This window comes from Methylobacterium sp. Gmos1, assembly GCF_053764715.1.
In genome coordinates, this window is the sequence record NZ_JBSNCC010000021.1 from 1 (window position 1) to 20,232 (window position 20,232).

The following is a 20,232-nucleotide window of genomic DNA, read 5'->3' on the forward strand; positions in this document are numbered from 1 at the left end:
AGCGGGGTGATCAGAACCCGATCCCATCTCGAACTCGGCCGTTAACCGCCCCAGCGCCTATGGTACTGTGTCTCAAGACACGGGAGAGTCGGTCACCGCCAGACCTGCCAAGCACGTCACATTGCCTCCTCACGACAACACCCTGGCGCGGGGTGGAGCAGCCCGGTAGCTCGTCAGGCTCATAACCTGAAGGTCACAGGTTCAAATCCTGTCCCCGCAACCAAACCGACGACGAAGCCCGCCGGCGAACGCCGGCGGGGCTTTTCGCGTTCAGGCCGGTGCGTAGCCCGGCTTCTTGAAGATCGTGCCGGCCTTTGCGGTGATGTCGGGCTCGTAGACGGTCGCCGTCCAGGCGCTCGGCTCGACATCCTCGATCCCGACCGAGATCGAGCCTTCCGACGATCCGGCGGCATTCATCAGGGCCTTGGTGATCTCGTCGGCGATGCGCTGCTTCTGCTCGTCGGTGCGGCCGGCATAGAGCTTCACGATGACGTGCGGCATGGGTCCCGTATCCTCCCTCAGCGGGCGCCGTACTCGGCGTCCGTGACCTGTTCGAGCCAGGTCACGGCGCTGCCGTCCTGCTTCTCCTGGATGGCGATGTGGCTCATGCCGGTGGTCGCGGTCGCCCCGTGCCAATGACGCACGTTCGGCGGGAACCACACCACGTCGCCGGGCCGGATCTCCTCGACCGGTCCGCCCTCTTCCTGCGCCCAGCCGAGGCCGGCGGTGACGATCAGGGTCTGGCCGAGGGGATGGGTGTGCCAGGCCGTCCGCGCGCCGGGCTCGAAGGTGACGTGGGCGCCGGCGACCCGGGCCGGGTCCGGCGGGCTGAGGAGCGGGTCGATCCGCACCCGGCCGGTGAAGTACTCCGCGGAGCCCGTCTGTGACGGACGGGACCCGCTCCGGTGGATCTCCATGGCGATGGCCTCCTGGCGCGCATCCCGCGCGATCGGTCTTGCCATAGCCCAGTCGCCGTCGGCCCCGCCAGGGGAGGGGCCTCAGGTCCGTCAGCGGACCGCGTCGCGGCCGACCCGGCTGTGGCGCCGGCCGTAGCCGAAGTAGATCGCCAGCCCGATCCCGAGCCAGACCACCAGTCGCAGCCAGGTCTCGCCGTCGAGGGAGAGCATCATGCCGAGGCAGACCAGGATGCCGGCCGCCGGCACCAGCGGCACCAGCGGCACGCGATAGCCCCGCGGCTCGTCCGGGTGGGTGCGTCGCATGATGACGACGCCGGCGCAGACGATGATGAAGGCGAGCAGCGTGCCGATGCTGGTCATGTGGCCGAGCGTACTGATCGGGGTGAGGCCACCCAGCAGCGCCGCGAAGACCATGAAGAACAGGTTCGAGCGGTACGGCGTGCGCCAGGTCGGGTGGATCGCGGCGAAGAATTTCGGCAGCAGCCGGTCGTTCGCCATGGCGAAGAACACCCGCGACTGGCCGTAGAGCAGCACCAGCATCACGGTGGTGAAGCCCGCGATGACGCCGAGCGTCACCAGGGTCTGGAGCCAGGGGAACGGCGTCTGCTTGATGGCGGTGGCGACGGGCGCCGCGTCGCCCTTCATCGAGGCGTAGGGGACGAGGCCGGTCAGCACCGCCGCGAAGGCGATGTAGAGCACGGTGCAGACCGCGAGCGAGCCGAGGATGCCGATCATCATCGTGCGCTGCGGGTTCTTCACCTCCTGCGCCGCCGTCGAGACCGCGTCGAAGCCGATATAGGCGAAGAACACCACGCCGGCCGCCCGCATGATGCCGCTCCAGCCGTACTCGCCGAAGGTGCCGGTGTTGTCGGGGATGAACGGGACGTAGTTCTGCGCCTTGACGTAGAACAGGCCGACCCCGACCACGGCCAGCACCACCGCGACCTTCACCACCACGATCACGCTGTTGACCCGGGTCGACTCACGCACGCCGCGCATCAGCAGGAGCGAGATCAGGCACAGGATCAGGACCGCCGGCAGGTTGACGATTCCGTGGACGGTCGAGCCGTCGGCGAGCTGCACCGTCTCGAACGGCGAGTGGAGGAGCCGCGGCGGCAGGATGATGCCCCAGTCCTGCAAGAGGGTGGCGACGTATTTCGACCAGCTCACCGAGACGGTGGCGGCGCCGACCGCGTATTCGAGCACCAGGTCCCAGCCGATGATCCAGGCGACGAACTCGCCCATCGTGGCGTAGGCGTAGGTGTAGGCGCTGCCCGAGACCGGGATCATGCTGGCGAGCTCGCTGTAGCACATGCCGGCGAGGGCGCAGCCGATCGCCGCGATGGCAAACGAGATCACCACCGCCGGGCCGGCATTCTCCGCCGCCGCGATGCCGGTGAGCGAGAACAGCCCGGCGCCGATGATCGCCCCGATGCCGAGCCCGATCAGGCTCACCGGGCCGATCGTGCGCTCCAGGCCTTGGCCGCCGCCCTCCGCGTCCTGCCGCAGGCGGTCGATCGGCTTCGTCCGCATCAGCCCGTCCGCTACACTCTCCTGTGCCATCGCGCGTCCTCCGAGGCTCCCTGGAGAAGTCAACGCAGCGTCACCGTCAAAGCTGCACCGTGATGACCACCGGGTTTCGCGCGAAGACGAGATTGCTGCACCGCAATCCTCTCGCCCGCGACGCATCGGCGGCTTGCCGAGGCGTCCCTCGCTTCAATATGCTTCGGCAACAATGACAGGAGGAGCCCCCATGTGCCGGATCTTCGCCGAGCAGACGCCGGAGCGCTACGCCTACGAGACGCGCTCGCTGCGGATCGGCGGGCACTGCACCTCGCTGCGCCTCGAGACTGCGTTCTGGACCATCCTGGAGGAGATCGCCCGCCAGGAGGGCCTGAGCGTCGCGAAGTTCGCCACCAAGCTCCACGACGAGGTGTTGGAGCGGCACGGCGAGGTGCGCAACTTCGCCTCGCTCCTGCGCTGCTCCTGCCTGATCTACCTCTCCCAGGGCAGCCGCGCCCCGGTGCTGATGGCGGCCGAGTAACTTGCGTCGGCAGGCCGACGCTTCGTCCGCTCAGGGTCTTGTTTTGCCGCAGATTTTTGGCGCCGAACCGGCAACCACTTCGGCGAAAACTGCTTAGGGCATTTTCCGACGAAGTGGATACCGGTTCGTGGTAGAAAATGCGGCATAATTAAAGATCTAGAGAGCTTCGCGATTGCACCGTGATCGTGAAGCTCTCTAGCGCGAATCCTCGAGGATCATCGCCGCGCCCTTCTCGGCCAGCATGATCGTCGGCGAGTTGGTGTTGCCCGAGGTGATGCGTGGCATCGCCGAGGCGTCGGCGACCCGCAAGCCCCGCACCCCGCGCACCCGCAGGCGCGCGTCGAGCACCGCGCCGGCATCGTGGTCGGCGCCCATCCGGGCGGTGCCGACGGGATGGAAGATCGTGGTGCCGAGATCGCCCGCGGCCTTGAGCAGGTCGGCATCGCTCGTGATGCCGGGCCCCGGCAGGTGCTCCTCCGGCCGGTAGCGGGCGAGCGGCGCCTGGGCGACGATGCGGCGGGTGAGCTTGAGCGAGTCTACCGCGACCCGGCGGTCCTCCTCGGTCGAGAGATAGTTCGGCCGGATCTCCGGGGGCGCCAGCGGGTCGGGGCTGCCCGCATGCACGCTGCCGCGGCTCGACGGGCGCAGGTTGCAGACGCTCGCCGTGAAGGCGCCGAACCGGTGCAGGCCGTCGCCCCACTTGTCGAGCGACAGCGGCTGGAAGTGGTATTCGAGGTTGGCGGTGGCGTAATCGGGCGAGGAGCGGGTGAACACCCCGACCTGGCTCGGCGCCATGGTGAGCGGCCCGGTGCGAAACAGCGCGTACTCCACCCCCATCCAGCCGCGCTTGACCAGGTTGGCGTAGGAGAGGTTGAGGGTCGGGACGCCCGTGACCTTGTAGACCGGCCGGATCTGGAGGTGGTCCTGCAGGTTCTCGCCGACGCCCGGTGCGTGATGGGCGACCTCGACCCCGAGGTCACGGAGCCGCGCCCCGTCGCCGATGCCGGAGAGTTCAAGGAGTTTCGGGGTCGCCACCGCACCGGCCGAGAGCACCACCTCGCCGTTCGCGCGGGCGAGGTAACGCTGCCCGTTGCGGGAAAATACCACGCCTGCGGCGCGGCCGTCCTCGATCAGCACCCGCTCGACGTGGATTCCGGTCTCGAGCCGCAGGTTCGGGCGGTTCAGCGCCGGCTTGAGGAAGCCGCGGGCCGCACTCCAGCGCCGGCCCCGGCGCTGGTTGACCTGGAAATACGACGAGCCCTCGTTGTCGCCGGTGTTGAAGTCCGGGATCTTGGGGATCCCGGCGGCCTCCGCCGCGTCGCGGATCGCGTCGAGGATCGCCCAGCGGATCCGCGGCGGCTCGACCCGCCACTCGCCGCCGGAGCGATGGAACTCGTTCGGCGGCGCGATGTGGTCCTCGTGCTTGAGGAAGTAGGGCAGCACGTCGTCCCAGCCCCAGCCCGCCAGGCCGAGCTGGCGCCAGCCGTCGTAATCGGCGGCCTGGCCGCGCATGTAGATCATCGCGTTGATGGCCGACGAGCCGCCGATGACCTTGCCGCGGGGATAGGCGAGCTGGCGCCCGTTGAGGCCGGCTTCCGCCTGGGTGGTGAACAGCCAGTCGGCGCGCTTGTTGCCGATGGCGAAGAGGTAGCCGGCCGGGATGTGGAACCAGATCCAGTTGTCGCGCCCGCCCGCCTCCAGCACCAGCACTCGCCGGCGGGAATCGGCCGAGAGGCGGTTGGCGAGCACGCACCCCGCCGAGCCCGCCCCGACCACGATGTCGTCGTAGGTGCCGAAATCCTCGAATCCCTCGCCCGGCCTGCTGCCTGCCATCGCGTTTCCCGCCCTGATCTGTCGTTCCGGCGGGTTTAGCGCATTCCGCTGGCGACGACGCAAGAGGTTGCGGCTAAGCTCTCCCGAAACAGGGGGGAGAGGCATGGGGCGCAAGGTTGGAATCGCGGCGGGCCTCGCCGCCGGTCTGGGCTTGGCCGCCGGACTCTTGGCGGGACCGGTGCTCGCCGGGGAGTGCGGGGCGCTCGCCAACCTCCGGATCGAGGCGGTGAACCTCCATTCCGCCGCCGAGGTGCCGGCGACCAGTGACCTGCCGGCCTATTGCCGGGTGCTCGGCACGGTACGGCCGGCGACCAGCTTCGAGGTCCGGCTGCCGTTGCGGGACTGGAACGGCAAGTATTACGGCACCGGCTGCGGCGGGTTCTGCGGCACGCTCTTGTCGGACGCACCCGGCTTCACCAACGCGATGAATTACGGCCTGCGCCGGGGCTACGCCGCCTCGACGATGGACGGGGGCCACTGGGGCACCGGCTCGGCCGACGGGCGCTGGGCGGCGGGCGACCTCGTCGCCCGGATGGATTGGGGCCAGCGCGCGGTGACCGAGACCGCCCGGGTCAGCAAGGTGCTGGTGCGGGCCTTCTACGACCGGCCGCAACAGAAATCCTACTTCGCCGGCTGCTCCACCGGCGGCCGCATGGCGGCGATGGAGGCGCTGAAATACCCCAAGGACTTCGACGGGATCATCAGCGGGGCACCCGCCCTCGACTATACCGGCCTCGTCGCCACGTCCTTCGCCTGGGTGACGAAGGCGAATACCGGCCCGGACGGCAAGCCGATCCTGACGACGCCGCGGGCGAGGCTCGTGACGGAGGCGGTGGCGGCGGCCTGCGGGACGAAGGAGCAGTCCGGCCTCGTCGCCGACCCGCGGCGATGCAGCTTCGAGCCTGCGTCCCTGCGCTGCACCGGCGCGGCCTCGGACACCTGCCTGAGCGAGGCCGAGATCGGGGTGGTGGAGAAGTGGTATGCCGGGCCGACCGATGCCGGCGGCCGGCCGCTCTATCCCGGCGGCATCCCGCGCGGCTCCGAGGCGCATTGGCCGCGCTGGCTCACGGGCCTGGGCAACGCCCCGGCGATCCTGCCGCTCTTCTCCGCCGACTTCCTGCGCTACATGGCGTTCTGGCCCTCGCCCGGCCCGTCCTACCGCGTCGCGGACTTCGATTTCGGTACCGATCCGGCCCGGATGGCGCCGCAGGCGCAAGTCTACAACGCCGCCACCTACGATCCTGCCGCCGGAACGGTGCGGCCGGCGGCCGACCTCTCGGCGTTTCGCGACGCCGGCGGCAAGCTCCTGATCTATCACGGCTGGGGCGATCCCTTGGTCACGCCGTTCATGAGCGTCGCCTTCTACGAGGCGCTGGCGAAGGGGGCGGGCGGCCTCGACGCCCTGGCGAAGACCGCGCGGCTGTTCATGGTCCCGGGCATGGACCATTGCGGCATCGGCACCGAGGGGCCGGGCATCGGTGACACCGGCATCGATCCGCTGACGGCGCTGGAGCGCTGGGTCGAGGCCGGGGAGGCGCCGCGCGAGCTCGTCATGACGAAGCGCGATTCCGGCGGGGCGGTGCAATGGTCGCGCCCGGTCTGCGCCTATCCGCAGGATCCCCGGCCCGAGGGCGCCGGCCTCGCCTGCGCGGCGCCGTGAGGGCGGCCTCGATCGGCCCTGACATCGGAGCTGACCGGCTTAGGCCGTTCGCCCTGATCGGTCTCGACCGGTCGGCTAAAGGCGTGGAAAAACTTCCGCCGTCCCGCCGTGGCGGGGGGAATTTTCCTTTAGTGTAACGTGTTAGCCATTGTTCAGGGCCGCTTTCGTGGCATCTGTGCCGCAGGAGTGGCAGTATGAGCGACGACGCACGACCCCGGGTTCTCTCGATCACCAGCATCACCGCCGTCAGCACCATCGACGGTGGCGACACGCTGGCGGCTGAGGTGAGCGGGCCGGATGGCGGCACGGTCTTCCTGCTGATCCCCCTCGGCGCGGCGGGCGCGCTGATCACCCAGCTCACCGACGCCGCCGAGCGCGGGGCGCAGGAGCGGCGCCTGCACAGCCAGGGGCGACGCCACCCCCTGGAAACGTAGGGCCGAGCCGGGAGGACCGGGTTTTCCCTCGCGACTGTCCCCGGGGGAACGCCCGGTCGCTCAAATGCCGCCGATCCGCTGAACCGGTTGGTGAGGGATGCGGGCGACAACGGCCTCCTGGCCCGGAGGTGCGTCGTGTCGTTCAGGAATCGACTGCGGTTCGAGCACCAGCTCGCTGCGCTGGTCGGGCTGCTGTGCCTCGCCCTGGTCGGGGCGACGGTGGGCGGCGCCGTCTGGCTCGAGCGCCGCAGTGCCGTCCGGCTGGCCGAGGCACGCCTCGCCCGCCTCGCCGCCGGCATGGCCGAGACCCTCGACGTCACCCTGCGCGAGCGCTTCCGCGAGATCCAGGTCGTCGCCGGCTTGGAGCCGCTGCGCGAGCGCTGGACGAGCGACGCCACGATGGTCCGCGGCGTCCTCACCGCCATGCGGACCACGGCACCGGACTACGCCTGGCTCGGCTTCGTCGCCGCCGACGGCCGGATCCGGATCGGCACCGAGGGCATGCTCGAGGGCGTGGCGATGAACGGCAAGGCCTGGTTCGAGACCGGGCTCGCGCGGCCGAATGTCGGCGACGTGCACGGGGCGCCGCTGCTGAGCCGCCTGCTCGTGCGATCCGAGTCCGAGCCGCTGCGCCTCGTCGACCTCGCGACGCCGGTTCGTGACTCCGCCGGGACGGTCGTGGGCGTGCTCGGCGGCCATCTGAGCTGGGACTGGGCGATCCGCGCCCGTCGGCGACTCCTCGACGAGGGCCTGCCCGGCACCGAGCTGTGGGTGCTCGACCGCAGCGGCCGCGTGATTCTCGGGCCCCAGCTCGGCACGACGCCGTTCGGACCGGCCCGGGTCGGCGCCATGGTCGAGGAGACCCACGGCCAGTTCACCGCCGTGCTCGGGTCCGACACGGTGCTCGCCGGCTTCGCCTCGGCGGCGAAGGGCGAGCGGCGCGAGATCGCCGGCGGCGATCCCGGCCTCGGCTGGATCGTGGTGGCGACGCGCCCGGAGGCGCAGGCGCTCGCGCCGGTTCAGCGCTCGGTCCAGGCGCTGCTCGCCCTCGGGGCGACGGCGGCCGCGATCGGCATCGCGCTGGCCTGGTGCCTCGGTCACCGGGCGGCGGCGCCGCTGCGCCGGATGACCGCCGCGGCGGACCGGATCGGCCGCGAGGCCGACGCCACGACCCTGCCCCGCCTCGACGGCGCCCGGGAATTCGTCGCCCTCTCGGCCTCCCTGCGCTCGCTCCTGCGGCGCATCGGCACGGCGGAGCGCGAGCTCAGCGACGCCACGATCCGGTCGACCCGCGTCGCCGCCTTCTACCGGCGCCAGATCGAGGACCTGCGCCAGGTCGCCGGCACCGACGTGCTCACCGGGCTCCTCAACCGGCGGGGCTTCGCCGGGCCGGCCGAGGAGGCCTTCGCCCAGGCCAGGAACGGCCGTTGCGGGGTCGCGGTGCTGGTCGCCGACATCGACCACTTCAAGCGCGTCAACGACCAGCACGGCCACGATGCCGGCGATGCGGTGATCCGCCATGTTGGCGCCTTGCTGGCGGAGGCGGTGCGCGGCACCGACACGGTGGCGCGCTTCGGCGGCGAGGAGTTCGTGGTGCTGCTCGTCGGCCTCGGTGAGGCCGAGGCGTCGCTCATTGCCGAGCGCCTCTGCGCCGCCGCGCGGGGGGCCGAGATCGCGCATGGCGGATGCCCGATTCCCGTCACGCTCAGCGTCGGGGTCGCGACGGTGTCGGCCCGGGATGCCGATATCCAGGCGGCGATCGCCCGCGCCGACGCGGCCCTCTACGAGGCCAAGGCGCGGGGACGCGACCGCGTCAGTACGGCGGCGGAGATCGCGGAGGTCGGGCGGGCGGCGTAAGTGCGCTCACCCCCGTTCGAGGCGCACGGAGCGCCGAACGAAGCCGAGGGCGGAAGTCAGGCTGCTGCCGGCCGCCTCGGCGGCGGACTGAACCGCGTCGCTCGCGACCTGCAACGGTCCGGCCGCCGTCGAGTCCGGGGCGGGCAGGGCCGCGAGGCGGCTCGCCGCCCGCGCGAATCCGACCCGCAGCACCTCGCGGTCATGCGTCACCAGGGCGGCAAGCCTCGCATCCGCCAGGGCGACGACGACCCCGCCATCCGCGAAGGCGATCTCGACGAGCGCCTTCGGCTGGCTCTCGTCGGCCTCGACGGAGGCCAGGGCCGAGGCGGCCAGGCCGGCCGCGCCGGTCAGGTCGAGCTGCGAGGCGAGGCCGAGGCCGCCCTTGATGCCGGTCAGCACCTGCTCGCCCCAGCCACGCTCGCCGGTGACGCCGCCATGCGACTCGATGGCGACGACCGTGTCGACCCCGCGCTCGACGCCGTCCGGCGTCGTGAACACTCCCGCCTCGTACTGCCCGCGTCCCTTGCCGCAGCTGCCCGCGACGATCTTGATCTCGGCCATGAACGGCCCCCCTGTCCGCCCGCGGCGCCGGGTCTCGTGCCCCGTGCCGCCATCCTCGGCGTGGCAGCGAGCTTAGCGGTGGGGAAGGCGCCGTGTCGAGGAATTCGCCTCGCCTCCGAGGCTGCCGCCCCTGCAACCCCCGATGAGTATCCAGGATCCCGCGGAACCGGATCGCGCCAAGCTCCGTTACTACTCCATACGAGTATGTATGACAGTATTCACAGAGATATGGAGGCGACGATGATGAAGGGTGGGCTGCTCTGGCTGATCGGCATACCGCTTCCGATCATCCTGATTCTGTTCTTCCTCGGCTACCTGCACTGAGAGCCTGACTGTCCGATCGAGGAGACTGATCCGGCATTGCGCGGTGTCGTCCCGGGACTCGCTGACGGCGACAACCCGGGATCCACGACTGCTGTCGTCTTGGAATGAGGTGCGTCGCGTTCCGCCTCTTTCCGATCTGCCAGCGGGTATGGATCCCGGGGTCCGCTTTCGCGGACCCGGGCTGACGCAGTGGGATGTAGGATCTGTCGGGGGAGCAGGCCTCAGCGCCGCGAGGCGAGTTCGCCCATCCGAGCGGCGCGGCCCTGCTCGACGTGCCAGCGCGCGTCGGCCACCTGCCGGCGCAGGCTGTTGCGACGCCAGAGATGGTACAGGCGCAAGGGGTGCGGCGCCGTGCCGGCGCGGGCCTCGTGGTGCTTCAGGCGGCGCAGCAGGCCCGGCAGGCAGGCGCCCGCGGCCTCGCCCGTGGCGATGTCGCCGAGGCGGACCTGGCGCAGCAATTCGGCCCGGTAATCCTCCACGCCCGCTCTCCCCTCGTCCGTGGCCTGGAAGGCGGAGCCTGCCCCGGAAGGAGGCGCCGTCCGTCGTAGCGGCAGGAAGCAGGATGGGAAGATCGGGCGGAGGTGGCAACGCGGCATCGTCGCCCGCCCGCGAAAGGCGTAGGGTCCCGGGCAAAAAGAGGCCCTGCCGGCGGGAGCGAGCAGGGCGGTGAAGTCGACTTGGGGGCCTCAGCAACATCCCTGATGGTCGTCCACCCGGTCGAGACCGGGCCAGCAGGGACGGTCGGGCAAGAATTGCCGCAACACTCGCGATGTTGCTGGTCTTTTTCGGGCCGTTCCATCACCTATGTGAAAATCGACCGGCACCAAGCGACGTCGCCCACCGTCAGGCGCCGTGGGTGCCGGTATAGTCCGCGATCGAGACCAGGGCCGGGACGTCGCGCAGGGTGATGGCGGTGGCGCGCTGCTCCACCAGTCCGTCCCGGCGCAGCTGCTGCATCGTGCGGTTCATGTGCACCACGCTGAGGCCGAGCGCGTCGGCCAGGACCTCCTGGGTGATCGGGAACGAGAACCGGTTCTCCTGGACCCGGTCCACCGCCGCCAGCCGCTCGCGCAGCTCCAGCAGGAAATGCGCGACGCGCTCGTAGGCGGTCTGGCGCCCGAGGCGCACCACCTGGTTGACGAGCCAGATCTCCTCCATCTCCCGCGCCTGCCGGAGGGCCGCCGCGAGCCCGGCCTCTCTTCCGCCCCCGAGGCCCGAGCCCGCAGCGACGTCGCGCAAGGGGCCCGCCTCGCAGATCTGGGCCGGGGTCAGGGTGGTGACGGAGCCGAAGGACAGCGGGCGCCGGCGCCGGTCGAGACCGATCAGGTCGCCGGGCAGCAGCACGACGACGATCTGGCGCCGACCGTCGGCGAGGAGGCGCTGGCGGCAGGCCCAGCCCTCCAGCAGCACCTGCGGCCGCGGCGCCGCCTCGCCGTCGCGTACGAGCTCGGTACGGGCGGGCACCAGGACCGGGCGGGCGGTGACCTGGCGCAGCAGGGCCGCCTCCTCGGCGGCGAGCGCGGCGTAGCCGGAGAGGCGGCGCAGCGCCGCGTCCGGCACGGCCGGGGCGCGGGCGAGGGGTTCACCCGGCATCGGCGGCCTCCGCGGACGGATCCTCGGCCGCGACCGAGTCCGGGCCCTGCGACCCGCGGCCCGGAGACCGGATCGGCATCTCGATGACGCAGCGCACGCCACCCGGGCGGTAATCCAGGGCGGTCGTGGCGCCGAACTCGTAGACCAGCCCCTGCTCGATCAGCTCGCGCCCGAAGCCGCGGCGGGTCGGCGCGGCCGGCAGCACGGTGACGCCGCTCTCCTGCCATTCGAGCCGCAGGCGGCGCTCCGGCCCGGCGCCGTAGACGCGCCAGGTGATGGCGATCCGCCCCTCGGGCCGGGCGAGCGCCCCGTACTTGATCGCGTTGGTGGCGAGCTCGTGCAGCGCCAGGCCGAGGGTCTCGGCGGTCCTCTGCGGCAGGCGTACCTCGGGGCCGTCGAGGGTCACCTGGCCGCCGTCCCGCACCGCGTGGGACAGGACCTCCTCGCCGATCAGTTCGGCGAGGTCGGTGGCGGCGTCGGGGCTGCGGGTGAGGATGTTCTGGACGCGGGCGAGCGCCCCGAGCCGGCCGTCGAAATGCATCACGAAGTCGTCGAGCGAGGCCTGCCCCTCGGCGGTGCGGTTGGCCACCGAGCGCACCACCGCCAGGATGTTCTTCACCCGGTGCTGCAACTCGGTGAGGAGCAGGCGCTGGCGGTCCTCGGCCATCCGCCGCTCGTGGCTGTCGGTGCAGGAGCCGAACCAAGTGACGGCGCCCCCGTCCGGATCGGCCGTCGGCTCGGCCCGGACGGTGAACCAGCGGTAGGTGCCGGCGGCCGCCCGGATGCGGAACTCGTGCTCGAAGGTCTCGCGGGTGGACGCCGCCCGCTGCCAGCGGCGCTGGTTCTCCTCGACGTCCTCGGGGTGCATCACGGTCAGCCAGCCGAGGCCGAGCGCCTTGCCGTCCTCGAGACCTGTATGCTCGTAGAAGCGCGGATTGACGTAGAGCCAGTTCAGATCGGCATCGGCGGTGAACAGGAAGGCCGGGACGATGCGCTCCATCCGGCGGAAGCGCTCCTGGCTCGCGCGCAGCGCCCGCTCGGCCCGGGCGGTGGCGGTGATGTCGAGGAAGGTGATGACGACGCCGGCGATGAAGTTGTCGATCGACCGGTAGGGCAGCACCCGGGCGAGGTAGCGCGCCCCGCTCTCCGGGCTGCCGACCTCGCGCTCGATGGTGCCGAGCGTGCGCAGCACCTTGCGCACGTCCTCGGGCAGCTCCGGGTAGTGGATGCGCGCCGCGATGTGGGTGATCGGCCGGCCGAGGTCGGAATCGATCAGGTGGAAGATGTCGGTCACCGCCGGGGTGAAGTTCTTCACCCGGAACTCGTTGTCGAGGAACACCGTGGCGATCTGGGTGCTCTCGAGCAGGTTCTTCAGGTCGCTGTTAGCCCTCCCTAAGTCGTTGACCCGGTGGCCGAGCTCGCCGTTGACGGTCTGCAATTCCTCGTTGACCGATTGCAGCTCCTCCTTCGAGGTCTCGAGCTCCTCGTTGGCGGATTGCAACTCCTCGTTGATCGACTGGTACTCCTCGTTGGAGGATTTCAGCTCCTCGTTGGTGCTCTCCAGCTCCTCGATCGTCGCTTGCAGCCGCTCGCGGGTCAGGCGCAGCTCGCTCTCCAGGCGCTGGACGTGCTCGTCGCGCAGGAAGGTCGGGGTCGGCTCCTCGGTGCCGTCGCCCTCCAGGGTCTCGCCCTCCTGGAACAGGATGACGAAGCTCGGCGGGCCGTCGCCCCCGGGCACCGGCTCGACCACCAGGGTGACGAGGCGCCGCTCGCCGTTGGTGCCCATGGCGGTGCGCTCGGCCTTGACGGTGCGGTGCTCGGCGCCCGCCTTGAGCAGGGCGGCGCGCAGGTCGAGGCGCAGGTCGCGGTGGACGAGGTTGAGCAGGTTGAGGCTCGCCGCCCCCGTCGCCGGGTCGATGTAGCGGCCGGTGCGGCCGGAGAAGTGCAGCACGTCGTAGGCCTCGTCGACCACCACGTAGGCCGGGGCGTAGCGCTCGGCGACCCGCTCGGCCCGGCGGGCGAGGCCGCCCTCGATCGTGCGCGGCCGCAAGCCCCCGCTCTCCGCCTGGCGCCGGTCGGTGATCACCGTGAGGGGGAATTCCGGCAGCACCCGGGTGGCGCTCTCGAGCCGCCGGAAGATGCGGTAGCGCCGGTCTACGGGTGCGAACAGCTTGGCGTGCCGGGTGACGTTCTCGGAATTGCCCAGGAACAGGAACCCGCCCGGCCGCAGGGCGAAGTGGAACAGCGGGATCACCCGGTTCTGCAGTTCGCCGTTGAGGTAGATCAGCAGGTTACGGCAGGAGATGAGGTCGAGGCGCGAGAACGGGGCGTCCTTGATCACGTTGTGCTGGGAGAAGATGCACATCTCCCGCAGCTCCTTGACGACGCTGTAGGTCGCGCCCTCCTTGACGAACCAGCGGGCGAGGCGGTCGGGCCGGACCTGGCGGGCCACCCCCTCAGTGTAGCGCCCGACCCGGGCCGAGGCCAGCGCCCGCCCGTCGATGTCGGTGGCGAAGATCTGCACCTGCGGCACCGCGTCGAGCTTGGCCATGTGCTCGCGCAGCAGGATGCCGATCGAGTAGGCCTCCTCGCCGGTGGCGCAGCCGAGCACCCAGACCCGGACCTGGTCGCCCGAGCCCTTGCCGGAGAACAGCCGCGGGATCACCTCGGCTTCGAGCAGCTCGAACTCGCGATGGTCGCGGAAGAACTGCGTCACCCCGATCAGCAGGTCGTTGAACAGGTTCTGCACTTCGTCCGGATCGGCGCGCAGGTGCTCGACATAGGCCTCGATCGTCTCGACCTGCACCACCTGCATCCGGCGGTGGACGCGGCGCAGGAAGGTGTTCTGCTTGTAGCCGTGGAAGTCGTGGCCGGTCTTGTTGCGCAGGATGGTGGCGATGCGGATCAGGGAATCGCCCGCGGCATCGGCCTCCGCCGGCCGGACCTCGGCGTTGCGGCGCAGGTGGCGGGCGTAGGACAGGATCCGGTCGGCCATCAGCTCGGGCGGCACGACGTGGTCGGCAAGCGCGGCGGCGGTGCTGCCGGACGGGCCCTCGTCCCCTTGCGGCTCGGCCAGGGTCAGGCCGCCCGCCGCCTTGACGGCGGTGACGCCGAGCGTGCCGTCGCTGCCGGTGCCGGCGAGCACCACCGCCACGGCGTTCGCGCCCTGGTCCTCGCCCAAGGCGACCAGGAAGGTGTCGAGCCCGCCCCGTCCGTTCGGCCCGTCTGTTTCCGGCGCGAGGCGGAACCTCCCCTGCGACAGGGTCACGATGCCGCCCTCGGGCAGGAGGTAGAGATGCCCGGCCTCGACCGCGACGCCCTCGCCGACCGGAGCCTGCGGCAGGGCGACCGCCCGCGCCAGAACGGTGCGCCAGCGCGTCTCGTCGATCGCCTCGCGCTGCTGGAGCGCCACCACGACGGCGACGTCCGGCATCTCCGGCGCGTGGGCGAGGAAGCGCTCCAGGGAGTCGATCGCGACGCCTGCCGCACCGACGCCGACGATCACCGGCCCCTCCGGCGACGGGTCGGCCGCGTCGTCGGTGCCCGGCTCCGCACGGATCTTCCTCGCCAAGGGTCGTCGCCTCCGGTGTGCGTCGGGCCAGTGAGGTCTTGAGGACCGCCTTCGAGCATACGCGCCCGACAATCCGCTGTCAGGCCGACCGGCCGGCGATCCCGGGTTTTCGGCGCGGGTGTCCGGCCCGTCGAGCCTCGCACCCGCCCCGCAAGCCCGGCTTCGACACCGGTCGGGCGGCCGGATGGAACCGGCGCCGTCAGCGGCCGGGCGCCCCGGGCCGGCCGCCGATCCGGCGCTCGTAGTGCTTGGCGACCCGCAGGTGGCGCGAGATCGCGTAGTTCATCGCCGTGAGAAAGCCGTAGGCGCCGCGTACGCAGTGGCGCCGGCCGATATAGGCCTTGAGGAAGTTGCCCGGCAGCTCGACGAACAGGCGCCAGGTCGGGATCCGGACGCCCCGCGCCTCGAGGTCGTCGGCCTGCTGGTCGGAGTAGCGGTTGAGCTTGTCGAGCTGGTCGCCGAGCGAGCGGACCGAGAAGTGGTGGATCACCCCGCGCAGGCGCCCGGTCGTGACGCCGGGTTCGAGGTCGACCCGGTCGTGCACCGGCGAGGGCGAGTAGCGGCCGCGGTCGCGCCGGTAGAGCCGCACCGGCCACAGCGTGTAGGCGAGGCGGTGCGGGCGGACCTCGCCGGGAAACACCTCGGCGATGCCGAGCTCGTAGGCCGGGTGCGGCGGCTCGCCGGCGGCAAACAGCCGGCGGATCTCGGCCGCGAGTTCCGGCGGCACTACCTCGTCGGCGTCGAGGTTCAGCATCCAGACGTGCCGGCACTGCTCCTCGGCGAAGCGCTTCTGCGGCCCGTAGCCGGGCCAGTCGCGCTCGATCACGCGGGCGCCGAGGGAGGCGGCGAGCTCCCGCGTGCCGTCGGTGGAGCCGGAATCGACCACGATCAGGTCGTCGGTCAGGTCGCGCACGGCGGTCAGCGTGGCGCCGATCCGGTCGGCCTCGTTGCGCGCGATGAGGAAGATCGAGAGGGGAAGCGGGGCGGCCATGGACGACGAGGGGCGAGGAGCCCGTCCCGCTCGCGCGGGAGGGAGGATCGGGCAGCCTCTAGAGCATCTTGCCCACCCGTGGAAACCGGCTCCGGCCGGTCCCGCCCGCCGGCGGGCGGGAAGCGTGCCCCGGCGGCCACGGCCGCCGGCAGAAACGCGCTCCGGCTCCGCCGCCCCATTGGCGCCGCACCGGTTTGGCTCATCCTTAAGACGTGCTCTGGAGAATCGGGCGCGAGGAATCGGCGGGTGCCGCAGGGTTCGGGCGGCGGGCGGGGAGCGGGTCGGTCGGTGATGGGGGTTTTCGTGCGGAGTCGGACCTTGGGGATCCTCCTCGTCGCGGCCGGGCTCGGCGCCTGTGCCGGCACGCCGAAGGGCGTGCTGGCGCCGGTATCCGCGACGGTTCCGGGGGCCTCGCGGGTCGACATGCTGGTGGCGACGACGCGCAAGACCGCCGCCAATCCGGGCGAGATGTATTCGGGCGACCGCGGGCCGGCCCTGTCCTACGCCGACATCACGGTCTCGATCCCGCCGGATTCCGTGCGCCAGCCGGGCACGGTGCAGTGGCCGAAGGAACTGCCCGGCAACCCCGCCACCGACTTCGTCACCCTCAAGACCGAGACCCTGGACCGGCCGGAGGCCGCTTCCCGCCTGCGCCACTCGGCGCGCGCCGGCAGGCGCCACGTGCTGGTCTTCGTCCACGGCTTCAACAACCGCTTCGAGGACGCGGTCTACCGTTTCGCCCAGATCGTGCACGACACCCGCGCCGAGGTGGTGCCGGTGCTGTTCACCTGGCCCTCGCGCGGCAGCGTGCTCGCCTACGGCTACGACCGGGAGAGCACCAACTACTCGCGCAACGCGCTCGAGGGCGTGCTGCGCCGCCTCGCCCAGAACCCGGACGTCGCCGAGATCACGGTGCTCGCCCACTCGATGGGCAACTGGCTGGTGCTCGAATCCTTGCGCCAGATGGCGATCCGCGACGGGCGCGTGGCGGGCAAGATCCGCGACGTGGTGCTGGCCGCCCCCGACGTCGACGTCGACCTCGCCCGCGAGGCGTTTCGCGACATGGGCCCGTCGCGGCCGCGGCTCAGCCTGTTCGTGTCCCAGGACGACAACGCGCTCGCGGTCTCGCGGCTCGTCTGGGGCAGCTCCGGCGCGCGGTTAGGTGCCATCGATCCGTCGACCGAGCCCTATCGCAGCGAGCTTGCCCGCGAGAACATCGCGGTCCTCAACCTCACCGCCATGAAGGGCAGCGACGCCCTCAACCACGGCAAGTTCGCCGGCAGCCCGCAGCTCGTGGCCCTGCTCGGCAACCGGCTGGCGCAGGGGCAGACCATCACCGATTCCCGCGTCGGCCTCTCCGACCGCATCGTCCAGATGACCGCGGGCGCCGCCGCCACCGTCGGCACCGCCGCCGGCCTCGCGGTCTCGGCCCCGGTCGCGGTGATCGACGCCCAGAGCCGCGAGACCTACGGCGAGCACCTGCGCAACCTCGGCCAGGGCATCGGCGACACCGCGGAGGGAGCGGTGGACCTCGCCACCGCGCCGGCGCGGGCGCTCGGGGGGCGCTAAGCAGATTTCGCAAAAGTGGCCGCCGGTTTTGCGACAAAAATTTGCGACAAATCACGAAGCTAAGCGGACGAAGCGTTGGCCTGCCAACGCAAGTCTGCTTAGGGGCGTCGCTCGCGGCCACCCCGCCGTGGCGCGACGCCGCGACTCGGCTTAAGGCGTGCGTCCGATACGAGATCCCGCGTCGGACCGACGGCGATGGGACATCCCGGGAGGCCGACACCATGTACTCCGTCACGCGCCGCAGCCTGCTCGCGACCGGCTCCGCCGCCGCGCTCCTTCCCGCCCCGTGGGTCCGCGCGCAGGCCGGGGGCTTGCGGCTCAAATGCGGTGTCGTCACCCCCGACACCCATCCGGCGACGATCCGCCTGCGCGAGGCGGCCGAGAAGGTCGCCCGGGAGACGAACGGCGCGGTCGAGGTGGCGGTGTTCCCCAACGGCCAGCTCGGCTCGGATTCCGACATGCTGAGCCAGCTGCGCTCGGGCGCGCTCGAGATGTTCGCGCAATCCTCCTCGAACCTCGCGACGCTGGTGCCGCGGGCCTCGCTCATCAACATCGCCTTCGCGTGGAGCGGCTACGACAAGGTCTGGCCGGCGGTCGACGGCGAGCTCGGCGCCTTCATTCGGGGCGAGATCGTGAAGGCCGGCCTCGTGCCGTTCGAGCGGATGTGGGACAACGGCTTTCGCCAGACCACGACCAGCCTCCGGCCGATCACCGGCCCGTCAGGCTTCGACGGGCTGAAGCTGCGGGTGCCGAACAGCGCGCTGTTCACCTCCGCCTTCCGGGCGCTCGGCGCCGCGCCGGTCGCCCTCAACTTCTCGGAAGCCTACTCGGCGTTGCAGACCAAGGTGGTGGACGGCCAGGAGAACCCGCTCGCCATCATCACGAGCTTCAAGCTCGCCGAGGTGCAGAAGTACCTCTCCTTCACCAACCACATCTGGGACGGGTTCTGGCTGATGTCCGGCAACCGGACCTGGTCGCGCCTCCCCGAGGACGCGAGGGCGGTGCTCGCCCGCCACTTCAACCAGGCCGCCCTCGACCAGCGCCAGGACATCGCGAGCCAGGGCGTGGCGATGCGCGAGGCGCTGGGCAAGGCCGGCTTCGCGATCAACGACGCGCCCGCCGCCCCCTTCCAGGAGCGCCTGCGCAAGGCGGGCTTCTACACCGAGTGGAAGGGCAAGTACGGGGCCGAGGCCTGGGCCCACCTGGAGAAGTTCGCCGGGGCGGTGTCGTAGGTCAGACCGTGGGCGGGCGGGCGACGTAGGCCGTGCGCCGGCCCGGCACGAAACCCAGGCTCTCGTAGAAGGCGTGCACCCGCGGGTCGGCCCGCCCGCTCTGCATCAGGACGTGGTGGCAGCCGCTCGCCCAGGCCCGCGCAAGCGCCGCCCGGACGACGGCGCGGCCGTGCCCGCATCCCCGGTGGTCGGGATGGGTGACGACGTTCTCCAGGAAGCCGTGGGCGCGCCCGCCGCGCAGGAGGTTCGGCGCGGTGACGAGCATGCAGGTGGCCGCCAGGCACCCGCCCGCCTCGGCCACGAACACGGTGACGCCTGGATGCGCCAGGGTCTCCCGCCACAGGCGCTCGGCATCAGGCGGCGCGGCGGCGGCGCTGACCTCCGAGGCGGCGAACAGCGCCAGGAGCGCGGGCAGGTCGGAGGCGCGGGCCGTCCGGACGCTCACGCCCGCTCCAGCGGCCGCATCACCGCGTAGAGCGCGTTCTTCGCCTCGAAGCCGATGCCGGGCACGTCCGGCATCGCGACCCGGCTGTCCTCCACCGGCACGGAATCGGCGAAGCCGCCGAAGGGGGCGAAGACGTCCGGGTAGCTCTCGTTGCCGCCGAGGCCTAAGCCCACCGCGATGTTGAGCGCGAACTGGTGCCCGCCATGGGGCACGCAGCGGCGCGGCGACCAGCCGTGGGCCTGCAACACGTCGAGGGTGCGCAGGTACTCGACCAGCCCGTAGGACAAGGCGGGGTCGAATTGCAGGATGTCGCGGTCGGGCCTCAAGCCGCCGTGGCGGATCAGGTTGCGGGCGTCCTGATGCGAGAAGAGATTCTCGCCGGTGGCGAGCGGGGCGTCATAGGTCGTGGCGAGCGCCGCATGCGCGAGGTAGTCGAGGGGATCGACCGGCTCCTCGTACCAGCGCAGCCCGAGGGGAGCGATGGCCCGGCCGAAGCGGATCGCCTCCTCGAGCGTGAAGCGGCCGTTGACGTCGACGCAGAGGCGCGAGCCGTCGCCGCCGAGGACGCCGAGCGCCGCCTCGATCCGGGCGAGATCCTCGTCGAGCGGCACGAGCCCGACCTTCATCTTGACGGTGCTGTAGCCCCGGTCGAGGTAGGAGCGCATCTCGTCCTTGAGCGCGTCGAGGCCCTTGCCCGGATAGTAGTAGCCGCCAGCGGCGTAGACCCAGGCCCTGGCGTCGGCCTCTCCCCCGCGGTAGCGGTCGGCCAGCAGCCGCCAGAGCGGCACGCCCTTCGCCTTGGCGAGCGCGTCCCACAGCGCCATGTCGAGGACGCCGACCGCCACCGAGCGCTCGCCGTGGCCGCCGGGCTTCTCGTTCTTCATCATCACCCCCCAGGCCCGGTGGGGGTCGAGGAGCCCGTCCTCGTCCTGGATGTCCTCCGGCCGCGCGGCGAGCAGGCGCGGGATGAAGCGCTCGCGCAGGAGCCCTTGCGGGGCGTAGCGGCCGTTGGAGTTGAAGCCGAAGCCGACGACCGGACGTCCGTCGACCACCACGTCGGTCACCACCGCGACCACGCTCGCCGTCATGGTCGAGAAGTCGATCCAGGCGTTGGCGATGTCCGACTTGATCGGCGCGACGATGTCGCGGATGGCGGTGATGCGCATGGCGAAACCCCTCGGGAGGCTGACGATCCGTCTCG

Annotated in this window: 17 protein-coding genes, 1 tRNA gene and 1 rRNA gene; 8 read left to right on the forward strand and 11 right to left on the reverse strand. The window is 71.3% G+C overall.

The window, feature by feature from the left end; genetic code table 11:
* Together rrf and ACS5PV_RS27290 are read left to right on the forward strand one after the other, a co-directional pair.
* Positions 1–104: ribosomal RNA gene (gene rrf, locus ACS5PV_RS27285) — 5S ribosomal RNA — on the forward strand; the annotation flags it as partial.
* Between the two features lie 42 nt (positions 105–146).
* Positions 147–223: transfer RNA gene (locus ACS5PV_RS27290), tRNA-Met, on the forward strand.
* Between the two features lie 47 nt (positions 224–270).
* On the opposite strand, the gene ACS5PV_RS27295 is transcribed toward ACS5PV_RS27290, so the two are convergent.
* The 3 genes from ACS5PV_RS27295 to ACS5PV_RS27305 all read right to left on the reverse strand — a co-directional run bounded on the left by ACS5PV_RS27295 (position 271) and on the right by ACS5PV_RS27305 (position 2,480).
* Positions 271–501 (reverse strand): tautomerase family protein, encoded by a 231-nt coding sequence (locus ACS5PV_RS27295; protein ID WP_455398476.1) that lies wholly within the window; start codon positions 499–501, stop codon positions 271–273.
* Between the two features lie 17 nt (positions 502–518).
* Positions 519–917, reverse strand: a complete 399-nt coding sequence (locus ACS5PV_RS27300) for a (R)-mandelonitrile lyase (protein ID WP_455398554.1) — start codon at positions 915–917, stop codon at positions 519–521.
* Between the two features lie 90 nt (positions 918–1,007).
* Complete coding sequence (locus ACS5PV_RS27305) at positions 1,008–2,480, reverse strand: amino acid permease (protein WP_455398477.1); 1,473 nt, start codon at positions 2,478–2,480, stop codon at positions 1,008–1,010.
* Between the two features lie 190 nt (positions 2,481–2,670).
* Here ACS5PV_RS27305 and ACS5PV_RS27310 point away from each other — a divergent pair, with 190 nt between their 5' ends.
* Positions 2,671–2,961 (forward strand): ribbon-helix-helix domain-containing protein, encoded by a 291-nt coding sequence (locus tag ACS5PV_RS27310; protein ID WP_455398478.1) that lies wholly within the window; start codon positions 2,671–2,673, stop codon positions 2,959–2,961.
* Between the two features lie 195 nt (positions 2,962–3,156).
* Here the strand turns inward: ACS5PV_RS27310 and ACS5PV_RS27315 are convergent, their stop codons facing one another.
* Complete coding sequence (locus tag ACS5PV_RS27315; protein WP_455398479.1) at positions 3,157–4,794, reverse strand: GMC family oxidoreductase; 1,638 nt, start codon at positions 4,792–4,794, stop codon at positions 3,157–3,159.
* 103 nt (positions 4,795–4,897) lie between these two features.
* Between ACS5PV_RS27315 and ACS5PV_RS27320 the strand changes: the two genes are divergently transcribed.
* From ACS5PV_RS27320 to ACS5PV_RS27330, 3 genes are all read left to right on the forward strand, one after another.
* Entirely contained in the window at positions 4,898–6,454 is a 1,557-nt protein-coding gene (locus tag ACS5PV_RS27320) for a tannase/feruloyl esterase family alpha/beta hydrolase (RefSeq protein WP_455398480.1), read from the forward strand.
* A 194-nt stretch (positions 6,455–6,648) separates the two neighbouring features.
* A complete protein-coding gene (locus ACS5PV_RS27325; RefSeq protein ID WP_455398481.1) occupies positions 6,649–6,888 on the forward strand; it encodes a hypothetical protein in 240 nt (79 codons plus the stop codon).
* A gap of 135 nt (positions 6,889–7,023) precedes the next feature.
* Positions 7,024–8,745: a sensor domain-containing diguanylate cyclase gene (locus ACS5PV_RS27330; RefSeq protein ID WP_455398482.1), complete on the forward strand. Its 1,722-nt coding sequence runs from the start codon at positions 7,024–7,026 to the stop codon at positions 8,743–8,745.
* A 6-nt stretch (positions 8,746–8,751) separates the two neighbouring features.
* On the opposite strand, the gene ACS5PV_RS27335 is transcribed toward ACS5PV_RS27330, so the two are convergent.
* From ACS5PV_RS27335 to ACS5PV_RS27355, 5 genes are all read right to left on the reverse strand, one after another.
* Positions 8,752–9,306: a hypothetical protein gene (locus ACS5PV_RS27335; RefSeq protein WP_455398483.1), complete on the reverse strand. Its 555-nt coding sequence runs from the start codon at positions 9,304–9,306 to the stop codon at positions 8,752–8,754.
* Positions 9,307–9,851: 545 nt separating this feature from the next.
* On the reverse strand, positions 9,852–10,109 hold the full coding sequence (locus ACS5PV_RS27340; protein ID WP_455398484.1) for a hypothetical protein: 258 nt from the start codon (positions 10,107–10,109) through the stop codon (positions 9,852–9,854).
* A gap of 364 nt (positions 10,110–10,473) precedes the next feature.
* Positions 10,474–11,223 (reverse strand): Crp/Fnr family transcriptional regulator, encoded by a 750-nt coding sequence (locus tag ACS5PV_RS27345; RefSeq protein WP_455398485.1) that lies wholly within the window; start codon positions 11,221–11,223, stop codon positions 10,474–10,476.
* Positions 11,213–14,794 carry a CheR family methyltransferase gene (locus tag ACS5PV_RS27350; RefSeq protein ID WP_455398486.1) on the reverse strand — a complete coding sequence of 1,194 codons (3,582 nt, stop codon included), beginning with the start codon at positions 14,792–14,794 and terminating at the stop codon, positions 11,213–11,215. Before ACS5PV_RS27350 ends, ACS5PV_RS27345 begins: the two co-directional genes overlap by 11 nt.
* A 199-nt stretch (positions 14,795–14,993) precedes the next feature.
* Entirely contained in the window at positions 14,994–15,785 is a 792-nt protein-coding gene (locus tag ACS5PV_RS27355; RefSeq protein ID WP_455398487.1) for a glycosyltransferase family 2 protein, read from the reverse strand.
* Positions 15,786–16,076: 291 nt separating this feature from the next.
* Here ACS5PV_RS27355 and ACS5PV_RS27360 point away from each other — a divergent pair, with 291 nt between their 5' ends.
* Positions 16,077–17,354, forward strand: a complete 1,278-nt coding sequence (locus ACS5PV_RS27360) for an alpha/beta hydrolase (protein WP_455398555.1) — start codon at positions 16,077–16,079, stop codon at positions 17,352–17,354.
* A 221-nt stretch (positions 17,355–17,575) separates the two neighbouring features.
* A complete protein-coding gene (locus ACS5PV_RS27365) occupies positions 17,576–18,586 on the forward strand; it encodes a TRAP transporter substrate-binding protein (protein WP_455398488.1) in 1,011 nt (336 codons plus the stop codon).
* A 1-nt stretch (position 18,587) separates the two neighbouring features.
* Here the strand turns inward: ACS5PV_RS27365 and ACS5PV_RS27370 are convergent, their stop codons facing one another.
* Complete coding sequence (locus ACS5PV_RS27370) at positions 18,588–19,031, reverse strand: GNAT family N-acetyltransferase (protein WP_455398489.1); 444 nt, start codon at positions 19,029–19,031, stop codon at positions 18,588–18,590.
* Positions 19,028–20,197: a mandelate racemase/muconate lactonizing enzyme family protein gene (locus tag ACS5PV_RS27375; protein WP_455398490.1), complete on the reverse strand. Its 1,170-nt coding sequence runs from the start codon at positions 20,195–20,197 to the stop codon at positions 19,028–19,030. Before ACS5PV_RS27375 ends, ACS5PV_RS27370 begins: the two co-directional genes overlap by 4 nt.
* Between the last annotated feature and the right edge of the window lie 35 nt (positions 20,198–20,232).